The organism is Buchnera aphidicola (Tetraneura ulmi), from assembly GCF_964058925.1.
Lineage (GTDB): Bacteria > Pseudomonadota > Gammaproteobacteria > Enterobacterales > Enterobacteriaceae > Buchnera_D > Buchnera_D aphidicola_B.
This window is the reverse complement of the sequence record NZ_OZ060366.1, coordinates 412,949-427,908: the sequence shown is the minus strand read 5'-3', so window position 1 is coordinate 427,908 and position 14,960 is coordinate 412,949. Positions and strand designations below refer to the sequence as shown.

The window sequence follows — 14,960 nt, the reverse complement described above, 5'->3', positions numbered from 1 at the left end:
TACTAAAAAAAAATTTTAAAAAATATTAAAATAACATAATATTTAAAGGATAGAATAAGATGTTCGGAAAATTAACAATTGCAGCTATTCCATATCATGAACCTATTATTATTTTTACTTATATAATAGTAATGATAATTGGAATTTTTTTATGTGTTTCTATAACTTATTTTAAAAAATGGAAATATTTGTGGAATGATTGGTTTACAAGTGTGGATCATAAAAAAATTGCAGTAATGTATTTTTTTGTAGCATTAATAATGTTTTTCAGGGGCTTTGTTGATGCTTTAATGATGAGAACGCAACAATTTCTTTCATCTCATGAAAATACTGTTATAGGTAGTGGTTCTATTAATAACAGTGGGTTTTTACCTGCAGATCATTATGATCAAATATTTACTGCTCATGGTGTAATTATGATTTTTTTTGTTGCCATGCCTCTTGTTATAGGATTTATGAATTTTATAGTTCCTTTACAAATAGGAGCAAGAGATCTTGCTTTTCCAATATTAAATAATTTAAGTTTTTGGTTAACTGTTACTGGCGTAGTAATTATTAATTTATCATTTTTTATAGGTGAATTTGCTAGAACTGGTTGGTTGTCATATCCTCCGTTATCTGGTATTAAATATAGTCCTGGAGTAGGAGTTGATTATTGGATTTGGAGTTTGCAGTTAGCAGGTATAGGCACTACTATGACAGCTATAAATTTTATAGTTACAATACTTAAAATGAGAGCTAAAGGAATGGATTTATTTAAAATGCCTATTTTTACGTGGACTTCATTATGTACTAATGTTTTAATTTTAGCTTCTTTTCCAGTTTTAACAGCAACCTTGTTTTTATTAACTTTAGATAGATATTTTAATTTTCATTTTTTTACTACTGAAATGGGTGGAAATCCTATGATGTATGTGAATTTAATTTGGATTTGGGGGCATCCTGAAGTATACATATTAATTTTACCTGCTTTTGGTATTTTTTCCGAAATAGTTTCAACGTTTTCTAGAAAATCATTATTTGGTTATTTTTCTTTGGTTTTAGCCACAATAGCAATTACGATTTTATCTTTTATTGTTTGGCTTCATCATTTTTTTACTATGGGAGCTGGTGCAAATATAAATTCTTTTTTTGGAATTACTACTATGGTAATAGCTATACCTACTGGTGTAAAAATTTTTAATTGGTTATTTACCATGTATCGAGGTCGTTTACACATACATACATCATTATTATGGACGATAGGATTTTTAGTTACTTTTACAATAGGTGGAATGACTGGGGTTTTATTATCTTTACCTAGTATTGATTTTGCATTGCATAATAGTTTATTTTTAGTTGCACATTTTCACAATGTAATTATTGGAGGTGTATTATTTGGTTGTTTTGCAGGAATTAGTTATTGGTTTCCAAAAATTTTTGGTTTTCTTTTAAATGAAAAATGGGGGAAACGTGCTTTTTGGTTTTGGATAGTAGGTTTTTTTGTTACATTTATTCCGTTATATTTTTTAGGTTTAATGGGAATGACTCGACGATTAAGTCAACATATTAATCCTGAATTTCATAATTTATTAACTATCTCAATTTGTGGTACAGTTTTAATTTTTATTGGAGTAATTTGTCAAATTATACAGTTTTATGTTTCTCTTAGAGATAAAAATTTAAATCTTGATCTTACAGGAGATCCTTGGCATGGAAGAACATTGGAGTGGTCTACATGTTCTCCTCCTCCTATATATAATTTTTCTATCTTACCAATTGTAAAAAGTAAAGATGATTTTTGGAGAAGAAAAATTGAACAAAAGGATTTTTTTTCAATATCTTCATTACCAGAAATTAAAATTCCAAAAAATACTAATATTGGTTTTTTTGTTGGTTTATTTTCTATTTTTTTAGGTTTTTCAGCAGTTTGGCATATTTCATGGATGTTTTTTTTGTCTTTATTTTTAATTTTTTTTACTTTTTTTATTAACAGTTGTAAAACTAGCTTTAAGTATTCTCTTTCTTCTAAATGTGTTAAAAATATTGAAATGGAGAATTTATTAAAACAGGAATATAACGATAATGACAATTATAAACGATAAAAAATACAGTGATATTTCTTGTAATAAAAATAATAATCTAGACAAAAAAATATTAGGAATGTGGTTATATTTAGTTAGTGATGCTATTTTTTTTTCTGTTCTTTTTGCAGTTTATGCAGTTATGTTTCATAACAATAATATAAATTTTTTTAAACAAGAATTATTTAATTTAAATTTAATAGTTTTAGAAACATTAATTTTATTATTTAGTTCAATAACTTGTGTTTTAACTACAATTTATTTTGATTTAAGTAAAAAAAAGTCTACTTTTTTTTATTTAATTTTAACGCTATTTTTAGGTGTTACTTTTATTTCTATAGAAATATTTGAATTTTTAGAATGCAGCTCAAAAGGTTTTTTACCACAAAAAAATGGTTTTTTGTCTATTTTTTTTACTATTATATCTCTGCATGGATTACATGTTTGTTTTGGGGTAATATGGATGTTTTGTCTTCTTTTTCAAATAATAAAAATGGGATTTACTCCTCTAGTTTATTCTAGAATAAAGTGTTTTAGTTTATTTTGGCATTTTCTGGATTTAATTTGGATTTTTGTATTTACCTTTATTTATTTAATTGGGGTAATTTTGTGAAAAGTTCTTTTGAAAAAAAAATAATTATCAATAGTATTAAAATGAGAAAAAAAGATTGTTTTTTAGGTTTTTTTTTATCTGTTCTTTCAACAATAATTTCATTTTTATTAACAATAAAAAATTATTTATCTAAAGAAGAAACTATATTTTTAATCGTTTTTTTTTGTTTATTTCAAGTTATTGTTCAACTTCGATTTCTTTTTGGATTTAATGCAGATAATTATAAAAGTTGGAATATAATTTTTTTGTTATTTTCTTTTTTTGTTATTTTGATAATTTTTTTTGGATCTGTATGGATAATGTATAATTTAAACAATAATCTTATGAAACATTAGAAGAAATATAAAAAATGTTACTTTTTTATTTAGAATTAATTAAACCTAGAATAATTTTAGGGAATTTAATTACTATGGTTGGAGGTTTTTTTTTCTCTTCTAAAGGAGAAAACGACTATTTTTTATTGTTTTTATCCTTGATTGGATTAACTTTAATTATTTCATCTAGTTGTATTATTAATAATATTATTGATAACGATCTTGATAGATTAATGAATAGAACTAGGAATCGAATATTAGTAAATCGGAAATTTTCAACATGGAAAATTAGTTTTTTTTCTTATATTTTAGGTTTTTTAGGGTTTTTAATTTTTTATTTTTTTTTAAACAGAATCGTATTTTTATTAAGTTTTATTGCATATTTTGATTATTTGATTTTATATACTTTTTTCTTAAAAAGAAATACTAAATATTCAACTTATGTTGGCGGAATTGCTGGAGCAATTCCACCAATTATTGGTTATTGTTCAGTATCAAATAGTTTTGATTTATGTTCTTTAATTTTATTTTTTACATGTTTTATATGGCAAATTCCTCATTTTTATTTGATTGGGATTAAATATTTAGAAGAATATAAAAAAGCAAAAATTCCTATATTTCCTGTGATAGAAGGATTTAAAAAAACTAAAAAACGAATTTTGTTTTTTATATTATTTTATTTTTTGTTTTCTTCATTATTAACTATGTTAAATTACACAGGTTATTATTTTTTTTTTACTAACTTTATTTTTTCTTTATTTTGGTTTTTATTTTCTTCCTTTATACAAAATAAAAAAAATTATATCCTTTATATTCGTAGTGCTATATTTTTATCTATATTAGTTATATTTAATTTTAGTTTTTTTATTTCTTTTGATTATATTAATTAAAAAAAAGAAAAGAATTTTTACAAGCAATGATTTGGTTTTGGTATTCCAGCAATTTTACTAGCTTGGTTTGCTGCACCTTTAGGAAATAATTTATATAAATAAATACTGTTTGACTTTTTATTTCCAAATTTTAATTTTAAAGATTTTGATAACATTTTCATAGATGGGGTTATTTTAAATTTTAAATAGAAATTTCTTATAAATAAGATTATTTCCCAATGATTAATTGTTAAATTTATTGATTCTTTTTTTGCAATTTCTATTGCAATTATTTTGTTCCAATATAAATAATTTTTTAGATAACCATTTGAATCAAATAAATTGTTATTTGAATAAATTTTTGATTTTTTTTTCATATTTGTTTTATTTATTTTGGTTTTTATTTTTTTTAAATAAATTATTTTTTATTTATTTTTTTAAATGATAAAAAAGTGATTTTTAAAATATTTTAATATTTTTTTATAGAATAAAAATTTTTTCTAAACAATATTATGTTTTTGATTTTTTAAAAAAAATGAATCGTTATTTTTTAACTTTTTTTTAAAGATTTTTTTAAACAACTTTTTTTTAAATTCATTTGTTTTTTATATAAAAAAAATATCTTTTTTTGTATTTTTTCTAAAGAAAAATTATATTCATGAAAAATTATAAATATCCATTGAGTGAAAAATATCTTATTTTAGTTTTTTGTTTTATATTTTTTTTGAGAATGTTTGGTTTATTTGTTATTAGTCCTATAATTCCTATTTATGGTTTTAATCAATTGAAAATAAATGATTTTTGGGTTGGAATTGCTATAGGAATTTATGGTTTTTTTCAATTTATTTTTCAAGTTCCTTTAGGTTTTATTTCAGATATTTTTGGGAGAAAAAGAATTATTTTATTTGGTTTGATATTATTTTTTTTTGGGAGTTTAGTTGGTGCAATGACATTTTCTTTAACTGGTTTAATAATTAGTAGAATATTACAAGGTTCTGGTTCTATTTCTTCTATAATAATGGCTTTTATGACAGATTTAGTTACAGAAGAAAATAAAACTACATCAATGTTTTTTTTAGGTTTTTCTTTTGTTTTTTCTTTTGTTTTATCGATTATTGTTGGTCCTATTATTTTTAATTTTTTTGGTTTTCAATTTATATATTTAATAGTTTCTATATTAAGTTTATTATGTATAATAATAACTTTTCTATTTTTGCCTTCTGATTACTCTTCTTTTTTAAATAAAAATAAAAATAAAAAAATAAATTATAAAAAAATTTTTAATTTTATTAATAAAGATTTAAAAATTTTGTTTTTAAGTATTTTTCTTGTCAATGTTTTATTGACGGTAAATTTTATAATTTTTTCAAAAGAATTAAATTTTTTGGGTTTTAAAATTAATGATTATTGGAAAGTTTATTTACCGATTATATCAATAGCTTTTTTAGCAATATCATTTTTTATAAAGAAAATAGAAAAATTATTCTCTCCAAAAACTATTTTATTAAAATTTATATTTTTGTTGTTCATATCAGAATTAATATTTTTAGAAAATATTAATAACAAATTTAATTTTTTTGTTTATTTAGAGTTATTTTTTATATTTTTTAGTTTTTTGGAATTTTATATTCCCTCTTTAACTGGAAGGATTGTTCCTATTTCATATAAAGGAACAATCATGGGTTTATTTTCTATGTTTCAATTTTTTGGAACTGCAATAGGAGGTAGTATCGGTGGATTAGTTTTAAGTTTTTTCAGATTATATTATGTTATTTTTTTTCTTTTAGGAATCAGCATATTTTGGTTTTTATTTGTATATTTTTTTTGTTCTTCAATGGAACAAAGAAATAAATTTTAATCATTAATATTTTTTTTTATTTTAGATGCGGCTTTATCTAGAACTCCGTTAATAAATTTATGGCTGTCTTGAGCTCCAAATATTTTTGCTAATTCAATTCCTTCATTAATTAATACTTTATAGGGAATATCGTTTCTTATTAAAAGTTCATAGAAAGCGATTCTAAGTATTGTTTTTTCTATTGGATCAACTTGTTTTGAAGTTCGGCTGAGATATGGTTTTATTTTTTTGTCAATATAATTATAGTTTTTTACTACTCCTAAAATTATTTTTTTAAAATATATAACATCAACACAATGCATATTTTTTTCTTGTAGGAATTGTAGTTTTATTAAATTAATATCATTTCCAGATGTTTTCCAAGCATATAGTGCTTGTAGTGCATACTTTCTTGCTTTTCTTCTTGACGTAGAATTTATCATTTTTTTTATTTTTCTTAATTTTTTTTAAACTAATTTTAACTTATAGAATTTTATTTTTTCTAAGTGTAATTTTTAAATCTGAAGAAATTAATTTAATGCTATAGAAGATTAATTTTTGTTTTTTGTTAACGTCTTTTATTGGGTTTTTTAGCTCAAAAAGCGGTTTTGCTGTTTGACCTAATATTTTAGGAGATGTATATAAAATTAATTCGTCTATTAGTTTTTTTTCTAAAAAATATCCTGCTAAGCGGGGTCCGGATTCGATCCAAACTATATTAATTTTTTTTTTTCCAAAATATTGTAATAGTTTTTTTATGTTTATTTTTTTTTTAGATTTTTCAAAAATTATTTGTTTAACATGTTTAGGCCATTTTTCTTCATCTTTTTTTAATCTTATTATCCAAATTTTCTTTTTATTTTTTAATATAGAATGATGATTAGGTTTAATTTTATTTTTGTTATCTATTATTACTAAAATTGGTTTTTTTATTTTTTTATTTTTGTTTTTATGTTGTACATTAAATAATGGGTTATCTGATAAAATAGTTTTGCTACTTGTTAGTATTATTTGACTTTGAGCTCTAAAATTATAAACATCTTCTCTAGATTTTTTACAAGTAATCCATTTACTTTTTCCATTTTCAAGAGCTATTCTACCATCTATAGACATACCCAGTTTTAATTGTATCCATGGAATTCCAGTTTTCATTCTTTTAAAAAAACCTATATTTATGTTTATAGCTTCTTTTTCTAGAACTCCAATTTTTACTACAACTCCATGATTTTTTAAATATTCAACTCCTTTTCCTGAGACTTTTGGATTAGGATCTAATGTTGCAATTATTACTTTTTTTATTCCAGATTTTACTATTTTTTTGCAACATGGTGGGGTTAAACCATAATGAGAACAAGGTTCTAAAGTGACGTACATAGTTGAACCGTTGGTTTCATTTCTTGCCATGTTTAAGGCGAATATTTCAGCATGGTGTTCTCCTGTTTTTTGATGCCATCCAAACCCGATAATTATTTTTTTTTGATTTATTATAATGCATCCTACATTTGGATTTGGTGGTGTGGTAAAAAAACCGTTTTTTGCTAATTTTATTGCTTTTTTCATGTAAAAAATATCATTTATCATGTTTTTTAATTTTTTTTAATTAGTAGAATTTATTTTTTATTAATTTTTTATTTTAAAAAACTATTTTTTTTAAAATTTATTTTATGATTTTTTAAATATTTTTTTTTATTAATTTAATTAAATTTAAAATTTCCAATGTACAAATAGCTGATTCGTATCCTTTATTTCCTAGTTTTGATCCAGCTCTTTCAATTGCTTGTTCAATGTTTTTAGTCATTAGTAATCCTAATATTATTGGTATTGAGTTTTCTAGACTTATTTTCATTAAGGCATTGCTTATAGTTTTAGATATGTATTTGAAATGATAGGTATCACCTTCTATTAAGGTTCCTAAAACTATGAAAGCTGTAAATTGATTTGGAAAATTTTCTATTACGCTTTTTGTAATTATTGGAATTTCATATGCTCCTGGAACTTTAAAAATAGAGATATTTTTATTTTTAATAAGTCCAATTCTAGTTAAAGTTTCTATTGCTGAATTTAATAAGTTTTTATTTATAAAATAATTAAATCTTGAAATTATAATTGCAATTTTAATTTCTTTATCATTTACGACAACACCACTTTCAAAAATTTTCATTTTTATCTAATAATATTTATTAAAAACAATATTATACATAAATCTTATAATAAAAGTAACAATACTTTTTTAGTGTGTATAGTTGTTTATTTTTTTAAAGTCAAATAGAAAAAAAATGTTGCTATTTTAGTCGTATTAAAGTATGATTATTATCGCGGGGTGGAGCAGTCTGGTAGCTCGTCGGGCTCATAACCCGAAGGTCGTTGGTTCAAATCCAACCCCCGCAACCATTTTTATTTTCATTTCTTGAGAATTTCTGTTTCTAAATTTTAATTCAAAAAAAAATATATTTAAAAATTTGTTTTAATAAACAAATTTTTAGTATAAAAATTTATTTTCTTTTGAAATACGAAACATATAAGGTTCAATAATTTATGAATAAAAGAAATACAGAACTAATAACTGGATTTCGTCAAATTGTTCCGTATATTAATTTTCATAGAGGAAAAATTTTTGTTATTATGTTATCTAGTGAAGTTATAAAAAACGAAAATTTTTCAGAAATTGTTAGTGATATTGGTTTATTACATAGTTTAGGTATTTCTTTAGTTTTAGTTTATGGTGTATCGTTACAAATTGATAATTTTTTATCTAAACTTAAAATAAAAAAGAATTATCATAAAAATATTAGAATAACTGATTTTAAATCTCTTTCATGTGTTAAAAGAGAATCTGGAAGATTACAATTAGAAATTACAGCTCTTCTTTCTATGAGTTTAAGTGATACTCCTTTAGAGGGTGCTAACATAAATGTTGTAAGTGGAAACTTTATTATAGCTCAACCTCTTGGAATAGAGGATGGAGTTGATTATTTACATAGTGGAAGAATAAGAAAAATTAATAAAGAATCGATTTTAAAACAATTAGAAATTGGATCAATAGTGTTAATAGGTCCTGTCGCTGTTTCTGTTACTGGAGAAAGTTTTAATTTAATTTCAGAAGAAATAGCAACTGAATTATCAATTCAGTTAAAAGCAGAAAAATTAATTGGATTTTGTGAAAAACAAGGAGTTATGAATAAAGATGAGAAAGTTATTTCTGAATTATTTCCTAATGAAGTAGAAAAAATAATAAAAAATAAAAATAAAAACAAAAATATTGTTTTTTCTTCTAGTGTAATTAGATTTTTAAAAGGATCTATAGAAGCTTGTAAAAATAAAGTACCTAGAAGTCATTTAATAAGTTATTTAAAACATGGTTCTTTGTTACAAGAATTGTTTTCTAGAAATGGAATAGGAAGTCAAATTGTTGCAGAATCTACAGAAAACATTAGAAAAGCTGTTATAAGTGATATTGGAGGTATATTAGATTTAATAAAACCTTTAGAAAAAAAAAGGATTTTAGTAAGGAGATCTAGGGAACAATTAGAATTTGAAATAGATAAATTTACTGTTATAAAACAAGATAACCTAACAATAGGTTGTGCTGCATTGTATCCTTTTATAAAAGAAAATATTGGAGAAATGGCTTGTTTGGTTGTACATCCAGATTATCGTAGTTCTTTTCGCGGGGAAACTTTATTAAAAAGTATTATATCTGAAGCAAGAAATATAAATTTAAAAAAAATTTTTGTACTTACGGTACAGAGTGTTCATTGGTTTCAGGAAAGAGGTTTTTTTTTAGTGAATATAGATTCTTTACCAGAAAGTAAAAAGAAAATGTATAATTATCAAAGGAATTCTAAAGTTTTAATGTATAAATTGTAATTTAAAGAATTTATTAAATATTTATTATTTATAATTATTTTTTATTTTTAATATTATATTAGATTTTCTATTTATTTTATTTTTTAAAGATTTTTTTAAAATTTTTTTATTTGAGAAGATATTCAAAGTATTTTTTGATCTTGTTATTCCAGTATATATTAGTTCTTTTGTTAATATTGGATAAAATTTTTTAGGTAAAATTAAATTTGAGTGAAAACATTCTGATCCTTGAGATTTATGTACAGTAATTACCCAAGCAGTTTTATGTTTTGGTAAAATATTTATTGGTAAAATTTTTTCCTTTCCATCGGAAGATAAAAAATGCGCTTTTAATTTTTTTAATTTGTTCATTAATATTATTCCGATTTCTCCATTTAATAAATTTAAAGAATAGTTATTTTTAGATATTATTATTGGTTTCCCTTCGTATATATAGGAATAGTCATTTAAAATTTTTAATTTTATTATTTTTTTTTCTTGCATTCTTATTTCTAAATTTCTATTCATTTCTTTTATTCCGAAAATTCCATTTTTTAAAATTACAAGATTTTTATAATAAAGAAAATTTTCTAAGATATCTTTTGTTTTTCCTTTTTTTTTAACTAAATTCCAATAATTAGAATATTGTAAAATTATTTTTTCTAATAAATAATTATATTGTTTAAAGTTTTCTACTTTATAGAAAGATATTTTTTTTAGTTTTTTTTTTCTTAATTTGAAAAATAATTTGATTTTTCTATTTTTAACAAAATTAGCTAATTTGTGAATTTCGGAGTTTTCAGAAAAACGATAATTATTTTTTAAAAGACATATATTATCGCTAATTGTTTGTTTTTTTGTATTTAAGGTTTTTATTTTTAAATTAGTTATTTTTTTTAAAATAGTGGCATATTTTATACTATAGGTGTTATTTTTAGAAAAATAACTTATGTCTTTTAGAATTTGACCATTTCCTATTGCAGGAATTTGATTAATATCTCCTAAAAACAGAATTGAAGTTTTTTTTTTTAAAGATAAAACTAATTTCTCCATCATAAATAAATCAATCATTGATGCTTCATCTACAATTAAGAAATCTAAATTTATTAAATTTTTTTTATTAAAATATGGTTGTTCATTATCTATTCTAATTTTTAATAGTTGATGTATTGTACAAATATTTTTTTCTAAATTTAATTTTTTTTCTATATTTTTTAAAGACATAAAAACCAATTCTTTTTTAATTGATTCTTTTATTCTGTTTATTGCTTTTCCTGTAGGAGCTACTAGTTTGATTTTGATTTTTTCTATATTATATAGTTTTGTAATAGCTATTAAGAATTTTGTAATGATGGTAGTTTTTCCTGTACCAGGTCCTCCTATAATAAATGATATTTTTTTTGTTAATGCAATAGCTATAGCAATTTTTTGTATTTTTTCTTTTTTTTTAAATAAATTATTTATAATAATAGAATATTTTTCTATATATTTTTTTTTTGATTTTTTTGATTTTTCTAAAATAAAATTTAAAATGTTATTTTCAGCTTTCCAAGATTTATATAGATAAAAAGAATTATTTGAAAAAATTAAAGGAGTATCTTTTGATCCATTACTTATAGATTTACTATTTAAAATTTTTTTTTTCCAATTGTCAAAAAAAGATAATTTATCTTCTATTTTTTTTTTGGAAATATAAATTTCTTTTTTTATGTGTAAAAATTTTTTTTCTATTTTTTTCATTTTGATACAAGTATGTCCAATACTCGTTTCAAAGCTGGTTAAAGCAGCAATTAACATAATAATTGGATATTCTTTTTTTGCAATATAATATGCAAATTGGGCGTCTATTTCTCTAATTTTTTTTTTTTTTATTTCTTTTTTTATAATATTTTTCATATTTACAATATTTTTTATTAATTAAAATAATTTTTCTAACTTTTTTATTTGATTTTTATTTGTGTTAGTTTTAAAAACACCATATTTATGGTCTTTATTTTTATCAACAGCTCTAATAAAAAAGTAAATAATTCCACCAAAATATTTTTCAAAGTTATAATTTTTAATTTTGCTCTTTAAATATCTGTGCATTGCTAATGAATAAATTTGGTATTGTAAGCAATATTGGTTTTTTACCATAGCTAATTGGATGTTTTTAATTGAGTAACTTTTTTCGTTATTTCCTAACCAATTAGATTTATAATCTAGTATATAGTATTTTTTTTTCCATAAGAAAATTAAATCAATTGATCCTGTAATTATTCCTTTTTTTTTACTAAATGTTAAATTAGAAGAAGATTTAGAAAGTTTATCAAATTTTTTTGTTATTATAAATAGTTTTTTTTGATTCAAAGTATTTTTTATTGGTAAAAAAAAGTTTAGTTCTTTTATATATTGATTTTTTTTTAAGTTAGACAATGATAATGATTTTTTATCAAGATTAGTAGAAACGATGTTGTTTATCCAATTTAATAAAATTTCTTTATATTTTTTTTCTAAGTTATATTCGATTAGTTTTTCCTCAATATATTTTTCTTTAATAGGTTTTGAAAAATTAATATTTTTTAGAATTTCATGTATTAGTAACCCAGATTTTATTCCTCTAGGAAATGAATGTTGATCTAAATTAATTTTATTTTTTTCTGAGTAAGATAAAGATGAAAAATAGTTTTTTATTTTTAATTTTATTTTGTTTTTTCTTTGGTTTTCTTTTTTTATTTTCGAATAGCTTGTAATAGAAAAAGATTTTTTTTTTAAGTTAATTTTTTTTTCATTTTTTTTAAAAAAAATAAGATTATTTTTTTTATTAATTTTTATTTTTTTTTCTTCTGAAATTATATTTATATATTTTTTTATTTTTTTAGTTTCTTTTAAGAATTCTTTTGAGTTTAGTTTTTTTCCTTTTTGAATTAAATGTCCAATTGCAGTTAAATGCATTCTAGAATATGATTCTAAATTTTTATTGTTTTTTTTTTGAATTTCTACTCCTAAAATACTATAGAAAATAGATCTAGTTAAAGCTACGTATAGTAATCTTAAATCTTCAGATAGTTTTTCTATAAAAATTGATGGATGATTTATTTTTGTTGATTTATTTTTAATGTTTTTTAAATTTTTTTTTGTTATTTCATGTTCTAAAATTGAATTTTTAAGAATTGAATTATAACTTGTAGAAAAAGGGATTAATACAATTGGGAATTCTAATCCTTTTGATGCATGTATGTTAATAATTTTTATGCAGTCATTATTGAAAACATTTCTTATAATTTCTGTTTTTTTTATTTTTTTATTTTTAAAAAAAACTTTTTTTTCTAACCAATTTATTAATAAGTTTTTATTTTTTAAAGTAGTTGATTTTTTTTGTAGTAATTCTCCTATATGTAGTAAATTTATAATTTGTTTTTTTTTTTCATTAATACTTTTTGGGTTTAGTTTGTTGTTTTCATTTATAAATTTTTGAAACATTTGATAAATACTATTTTTTTTCCAAATTAATTTATAGTTATTAAATTTCCCTCTCCAGTAAGATTTTTTTTTATAATTATTAGCAATTAATTCCAAATCATAAATATTTTGATTCATTAGATTTGTTGATAATGCTGTTATGAACTTTTTTTCACAATATTCGTCTAAAATAGATTTTAATATAATTAATATTTCTCTGGATTCTTGAGTTTTATAAATAGATTTTTTTTCTGAAACATATTTGTTTTCAATTGACAGTTTATTTAATTCTTTTTGTATAATTTTGTTTTCTATTTTATTTTTTACTAGTATTGTTATATCTTTTTTTTTTATCTTGTATATTTTGTTTTTAATATTAATTTGGTATTTTATTTTTTTCTGATTAATCCAATTGAATATTTTAATTGCGAATTGTTCAGCTAGCCATTTTTTTGAAGTATTTGTTTTTTGAATTTTTTCTGGAACAACTAACATTTCTATTGCAGATTGGATTTTTTTATTTTTTAAAAATTTTATTGTTTCATTTTTTTTAGAAGGAATAGATGGATAAAATTTTATTTCTTTTAATAAAAATGGATATTTTATTCTTGAAAACAAAAAATTTATTGATTCAACCATATTTTTAGATGATCTAAAATTTGTATTTAATTGACAATATGATGGGATTTCTTTTTTTGCTTTTAAAAAAACGTTTATATCGGATCCTCGAAAACTATAAATAGATTGTTTAGGATCTCCAATTATTATCATTGTTGTTTTTTTATCTTGAAAATATATTTTTTTGAAAACGTTATATTGATTTAAATCAGTATCTTGAAATTCATCTATAAAAGCTATTGGGTATTTTTTTTTTATATCATTTAATATTTTTTTTTTATTTAAAAGTTTATTAAACCAATTTATTAAGTCATCGAATTCATATACTAGGTTTTTTTTTTTTTCTTTTTTTATAATTTCTGGTATCTCTTTTAGAGATTGTATAAAAAAAATTTTTTCAATAGAATATTTTTTTTTTAAAAAATATTCTATTTCTTTAAAGAAATGTATTTTTTTAAAGTTTTTTATTGTAGTTTTTTTAGATTCAATTTTTTTTAATAAAAAATAATTCAGTTCTTTTGGAATTCTATAATTGCTTGAAGTACTTAAAGCCCAATTATCAATTTTACTAACCCATCTGAAAATATTTTTTTTATTATAAATTCTTTTATTGATATGATCTTTTTTTAAATATGAAATTATTTCAACTTTTTTTAGCATCCATCTTTTTTTAAAATAAGAAATTTTTGATTTTATTTTTTCGCATTTTTTAAAAAAATTAAGTTTTTCTTTATTATTAAATAGTTGTTTTTTTTTTCTCAGTAATTGATAAATATTTTTTAAAAACTTTGTTGGATTTTTCCATTTATTTAAAATAATTTCTATGATTTCGTAGTTACAATTATATAAATATTTTCTCCAAAAATTAATCGTAGATGATAAATATAATTCTTCTTCATTATCAATTAAACTATAGTTTTTTGTTATAAGATATTTATATTGGTAAAATGATAACATTTTTTTACAGAATTTATGAAAAGTATAAATAGATGCTTGTTCAATGTTTTTTTTTGCTTCTTCTAGAATTTGTATAGATTTTTTAAAGTTTTTTATTTTTTTAATAAATATTTTTAAATTATTATCATTTGTTTGTCTTTTAATACATGCTTTTTTAAGTTTTGAAATATATTTATAAATTCTTTCAATTAGTTCTGATTTAGCTACATTAGAAAGTGTAACTACTAAAATTTCTTGAATTGAAAAATATTTTTTATTATTTTTTTTGTTGTTTAAACCTAACAATAATCGTAGATATAATAATATTATTGTAAATGTTTTTCCTGTTCCTGCTGATGCTTCAATAATTTGTGTATTTTTTAAATTGATTGTAAATATATTATAATTTTTCAATTATTATTT

At 20.7% G+C, this 14,960-nt stretch carries 12 protein-coding genes and 1 tRNA gene; 7 read left to right on the top strand and 6 right to left on the bottom strand.

Annotation, left to right across the window (positions count from 1 at the left end):
* Positions 1–59: 59 nt before the first annotated feature.
* Genes cyoB through cyoE form a run of 4 tightly spaced genes read left to right on the top strand, consistent with a single transcriptional unit; the run spans position 60 to position 3,880 of the window.
* Positions 60–2,084 carry a cytochrome o ubiquinol oxidase subunit I gene (gene cyoB, locus AB4W66_RS01950; protein WP_367674768.1) on the top strand — a complete coding sequence of 675 codons (2,025 nt, stop codon included), beginning with the start codon at positions 60–62 and terminating at the stop codon, positions 2,082–2,084.
* The gene (locus AB4W66_RS01945) at positions 2,065–2,676 is read left to right on the top strand and encodes a cytochrome c oxidase subunit 3 (RefSeq protein WP_367674767.1); all 612 of its coding nucleotides are present in this window, start codon (positions 2,065–2,067) and stop codon (positions 2,674–2,676) included. Before cyoB ends, AB4W66_RS01945 begins: the two co-directional genes overlap by 20 nt.
* Positions 2,673–3,011 carry a cytochrome o ubiquinol/quinol oxidase subunit IV gene (locus AB4W66_RS01940; RefSeq protein WP_367674766.1) on the top strand — a complete coding sequence of 113 codons (339 nt, stop codon included), beginning with the start codon at positions 2,673–2,675 and terminating at the stop codon, positions 3,009–3,011. The genes AB4W66_RS01945 and AB4W66_RS01940 overlap by 4 nt, the downstream gene beginning before the upstream one ends.
* A gap of 14 nt (positions 3,012–3,025) precedes the next feature.
* Complete coding sequence (gene cyoE / locus AB4W66_RS01935) at positions 3,026–3,880, top strand: heme o synthase (RefSeq protein WP_367674765.1); 855 nt, start codon at positions 3,026–3,028, stop codon at positions 3,878–3,880.
* Between the two features lie 17 nt (positions 3,881–3,897).
* On the opposite strand, the gene AB4W66_RS01930 is transcribed toward cyoE, so the two are convergent.
* Positions 3,898–4,236, bottom strand: a complete 339-nt coding sequence (locus tag AB4W66_RS01930; RefSeq protein WP_367674764.1) for a TusE/DsrC/DsvC family sulfur relay protein — start codon at positions 4,234–4,236, stop codon at positions 3,898–3,900.
* Positions 4,237–4,517: 281 nt separating this feature from the next.
* Here AB4W66_RS01930 and AB4W66_RS01925 point away from each other — a divergent pair, with 281 nt between their 5' ends.
* Entirely contained in the window at positions 4,518–5,717 is a 1,200-nt protein-coding gene (locus AB4W66_RS01925; protein ID WP_367674763.1) for an MFS transporter, read from the top strand.
* Here AB4W66_RS01925 and nusB read toward each other — a convergent pair.
* From nusB to ribH, 3 genes are all read right to left on the bottom strand, one after another.
* Positions 5,714–6,136, bottom strand: coding sequence for a transcription antitermination factor NusB (nusB, locus tag AB4W66_RS01920; protein ID WP_367675086.1), 423 nt, complete (start codon positions 6,134–6,136; stop codon positions 5,714–5,716). The genes AB4W66_RS01925 and nusB overlap by 4 nt on opposite strands.
* A 43-nt stretch (positions 6,137–6,179) precedes the next feature.
* Positions 6,180–7,277: a bifunctional diaminohydroxyphosphoribosylaminopyrimidine deaminase/5-amino-6-(5-phosphoribosylamino)uracil reductase RibD gene (gene ribD / locus AB4W66_RS01915; protein WP_367674762.1), complete on the bottom strand. Its 1,098-nt coding sequence runs from the start codon at positions 7,275–7,277 to the stop codon at positions 6,180–6,182.
* A gap of 91 nt (positions 7,278–7,368) precedes the next feature.
* On the bottom strand, positions 7,369–7,857 hold the full coding sequence (ribH, locus tag AB4W66_RS01910) for a 6,7-dimethyl-8-ribityllumazine synthase (protein WP_367674761.1): 489 nt from the start codon (positions 7,855–7,857) through the stop codon (positions 7,369–7,371).
* Between the two features lie 153 nt (positions 7,858–8,010).
* Here ribH and AB4W66_RS01905 point away from each other — a divergent pair.
* Both AB4W66_RS01905 and argA read left to right on the top strand, forming a co-directional pair.
* A tRNA-Met gene (locus tag AB4W66_RS01905) sits at positions 8,011–8,087 on the top strand.
* A gap of 144 nt (positions 8,088–8,231) precedes the next feature.
* The gene (gene argA, locus AB4W66_RS01900) at positions 8,232–9,563 is read left to right on the top strand and encodes an amino-acid N-acetyltransferase (protein ID WP_367674760.1); all 1,332 of its coding nucleotides are present in this window, start codon (positions 8,232–8,234) and stop codon (positions 9,561–9,563) included.
* 24 nt (positions 9,564–9,587) lie between these two features.
* Here argA and recD read toward each other — a convergent pair whose 3' ends face one another.
* Entirely contained in the window at positions 9,588–11,438 is a 1,851-nt protein-coding gene (recD, locus tag AB4W66_RS01895; RefSeq protein ID WP_367674759.1) for an exodeoxyribonuclease V subunit alpha, read from the bottom strand.
* Positions 11,439–11,459: 21 nt separating this feature from the next.
* Positions 11,460–14,951 carry an exodeoxyribonuclease V subunit beta gene (gene recB, locus AB4W66_RS01890; protein ID WP_367674758.1) on the bottom strand — a complete coding sequence of 1,164 codons (3,492 nt, stop codon included), beginning with the start codon at positions 14,949–14,951 and terminating at the stop codon, positions 11,460–11,462.
* Positions 14,952–14,960: the final 9 nt, after the last annotated feature.

Bases quoted from the DNA above. Each gene is read 5' to 3' on its own strand.
- cyoB (WP_367674768.1), top strand. From the start codon at position 60: ATGTTCGGAAAATTAACAATTGCAGCTATTCCATATCATGAACCTATT.
- AB4W66_RS01945 (WP_367674767.1), top strand. From the start codon at position 2,065: ATGACAATTATAAACGATAAAAAATACAGTGATATTTCTTGTAATAAA.
- cyoE (WP_367674765.1), top strand. From the start codon at position 3,026: ATGTTACTTTTTTATTTAGAATTAATTAAACCTAGAATAATTTTAGGG.
- AB4W66_RS01930 (WP_367674764.1), bottom strand. From the start codon at position 4,236: ATGAAAAAAAAATCAAAAATTTATTCAAATAACAATTTATTTGATTCA.
- AB4W66_RS01925 (WP_367674763.1), top strand. From the start codon at position 4,518: ATGAAAAATTATAAATATCCATTGAGTGAAAAATATCTTATTTTAGTT.
- ribD (WP_367674762.1), bottom strand. From the start codon at position 7,277: ATGATAAATGATATTTTTTACATGAAAAAAGCAATAAAATTAGCAAAA.
- ribH (WP_367674761.1), bottom strand. From the start codon at position 7,857: ATGAAAATTTTTGAAAGTGGTGTTGTCGTAAATGATAAAGAAATTAAA.
- argA (WP_367674760.1), top strand. From the start codon at position 8,232: ATGAATAAAAGAAATACAGAACTAATAACTGGATTTCGTCAAATTGTT.
- recD (WP_367674759.1), bottom strand. From the start codon at position 11,438: ATGAAAAATATTATAAAAAAAGAAATAAAAAAAAAAAAAATTAGAGAA.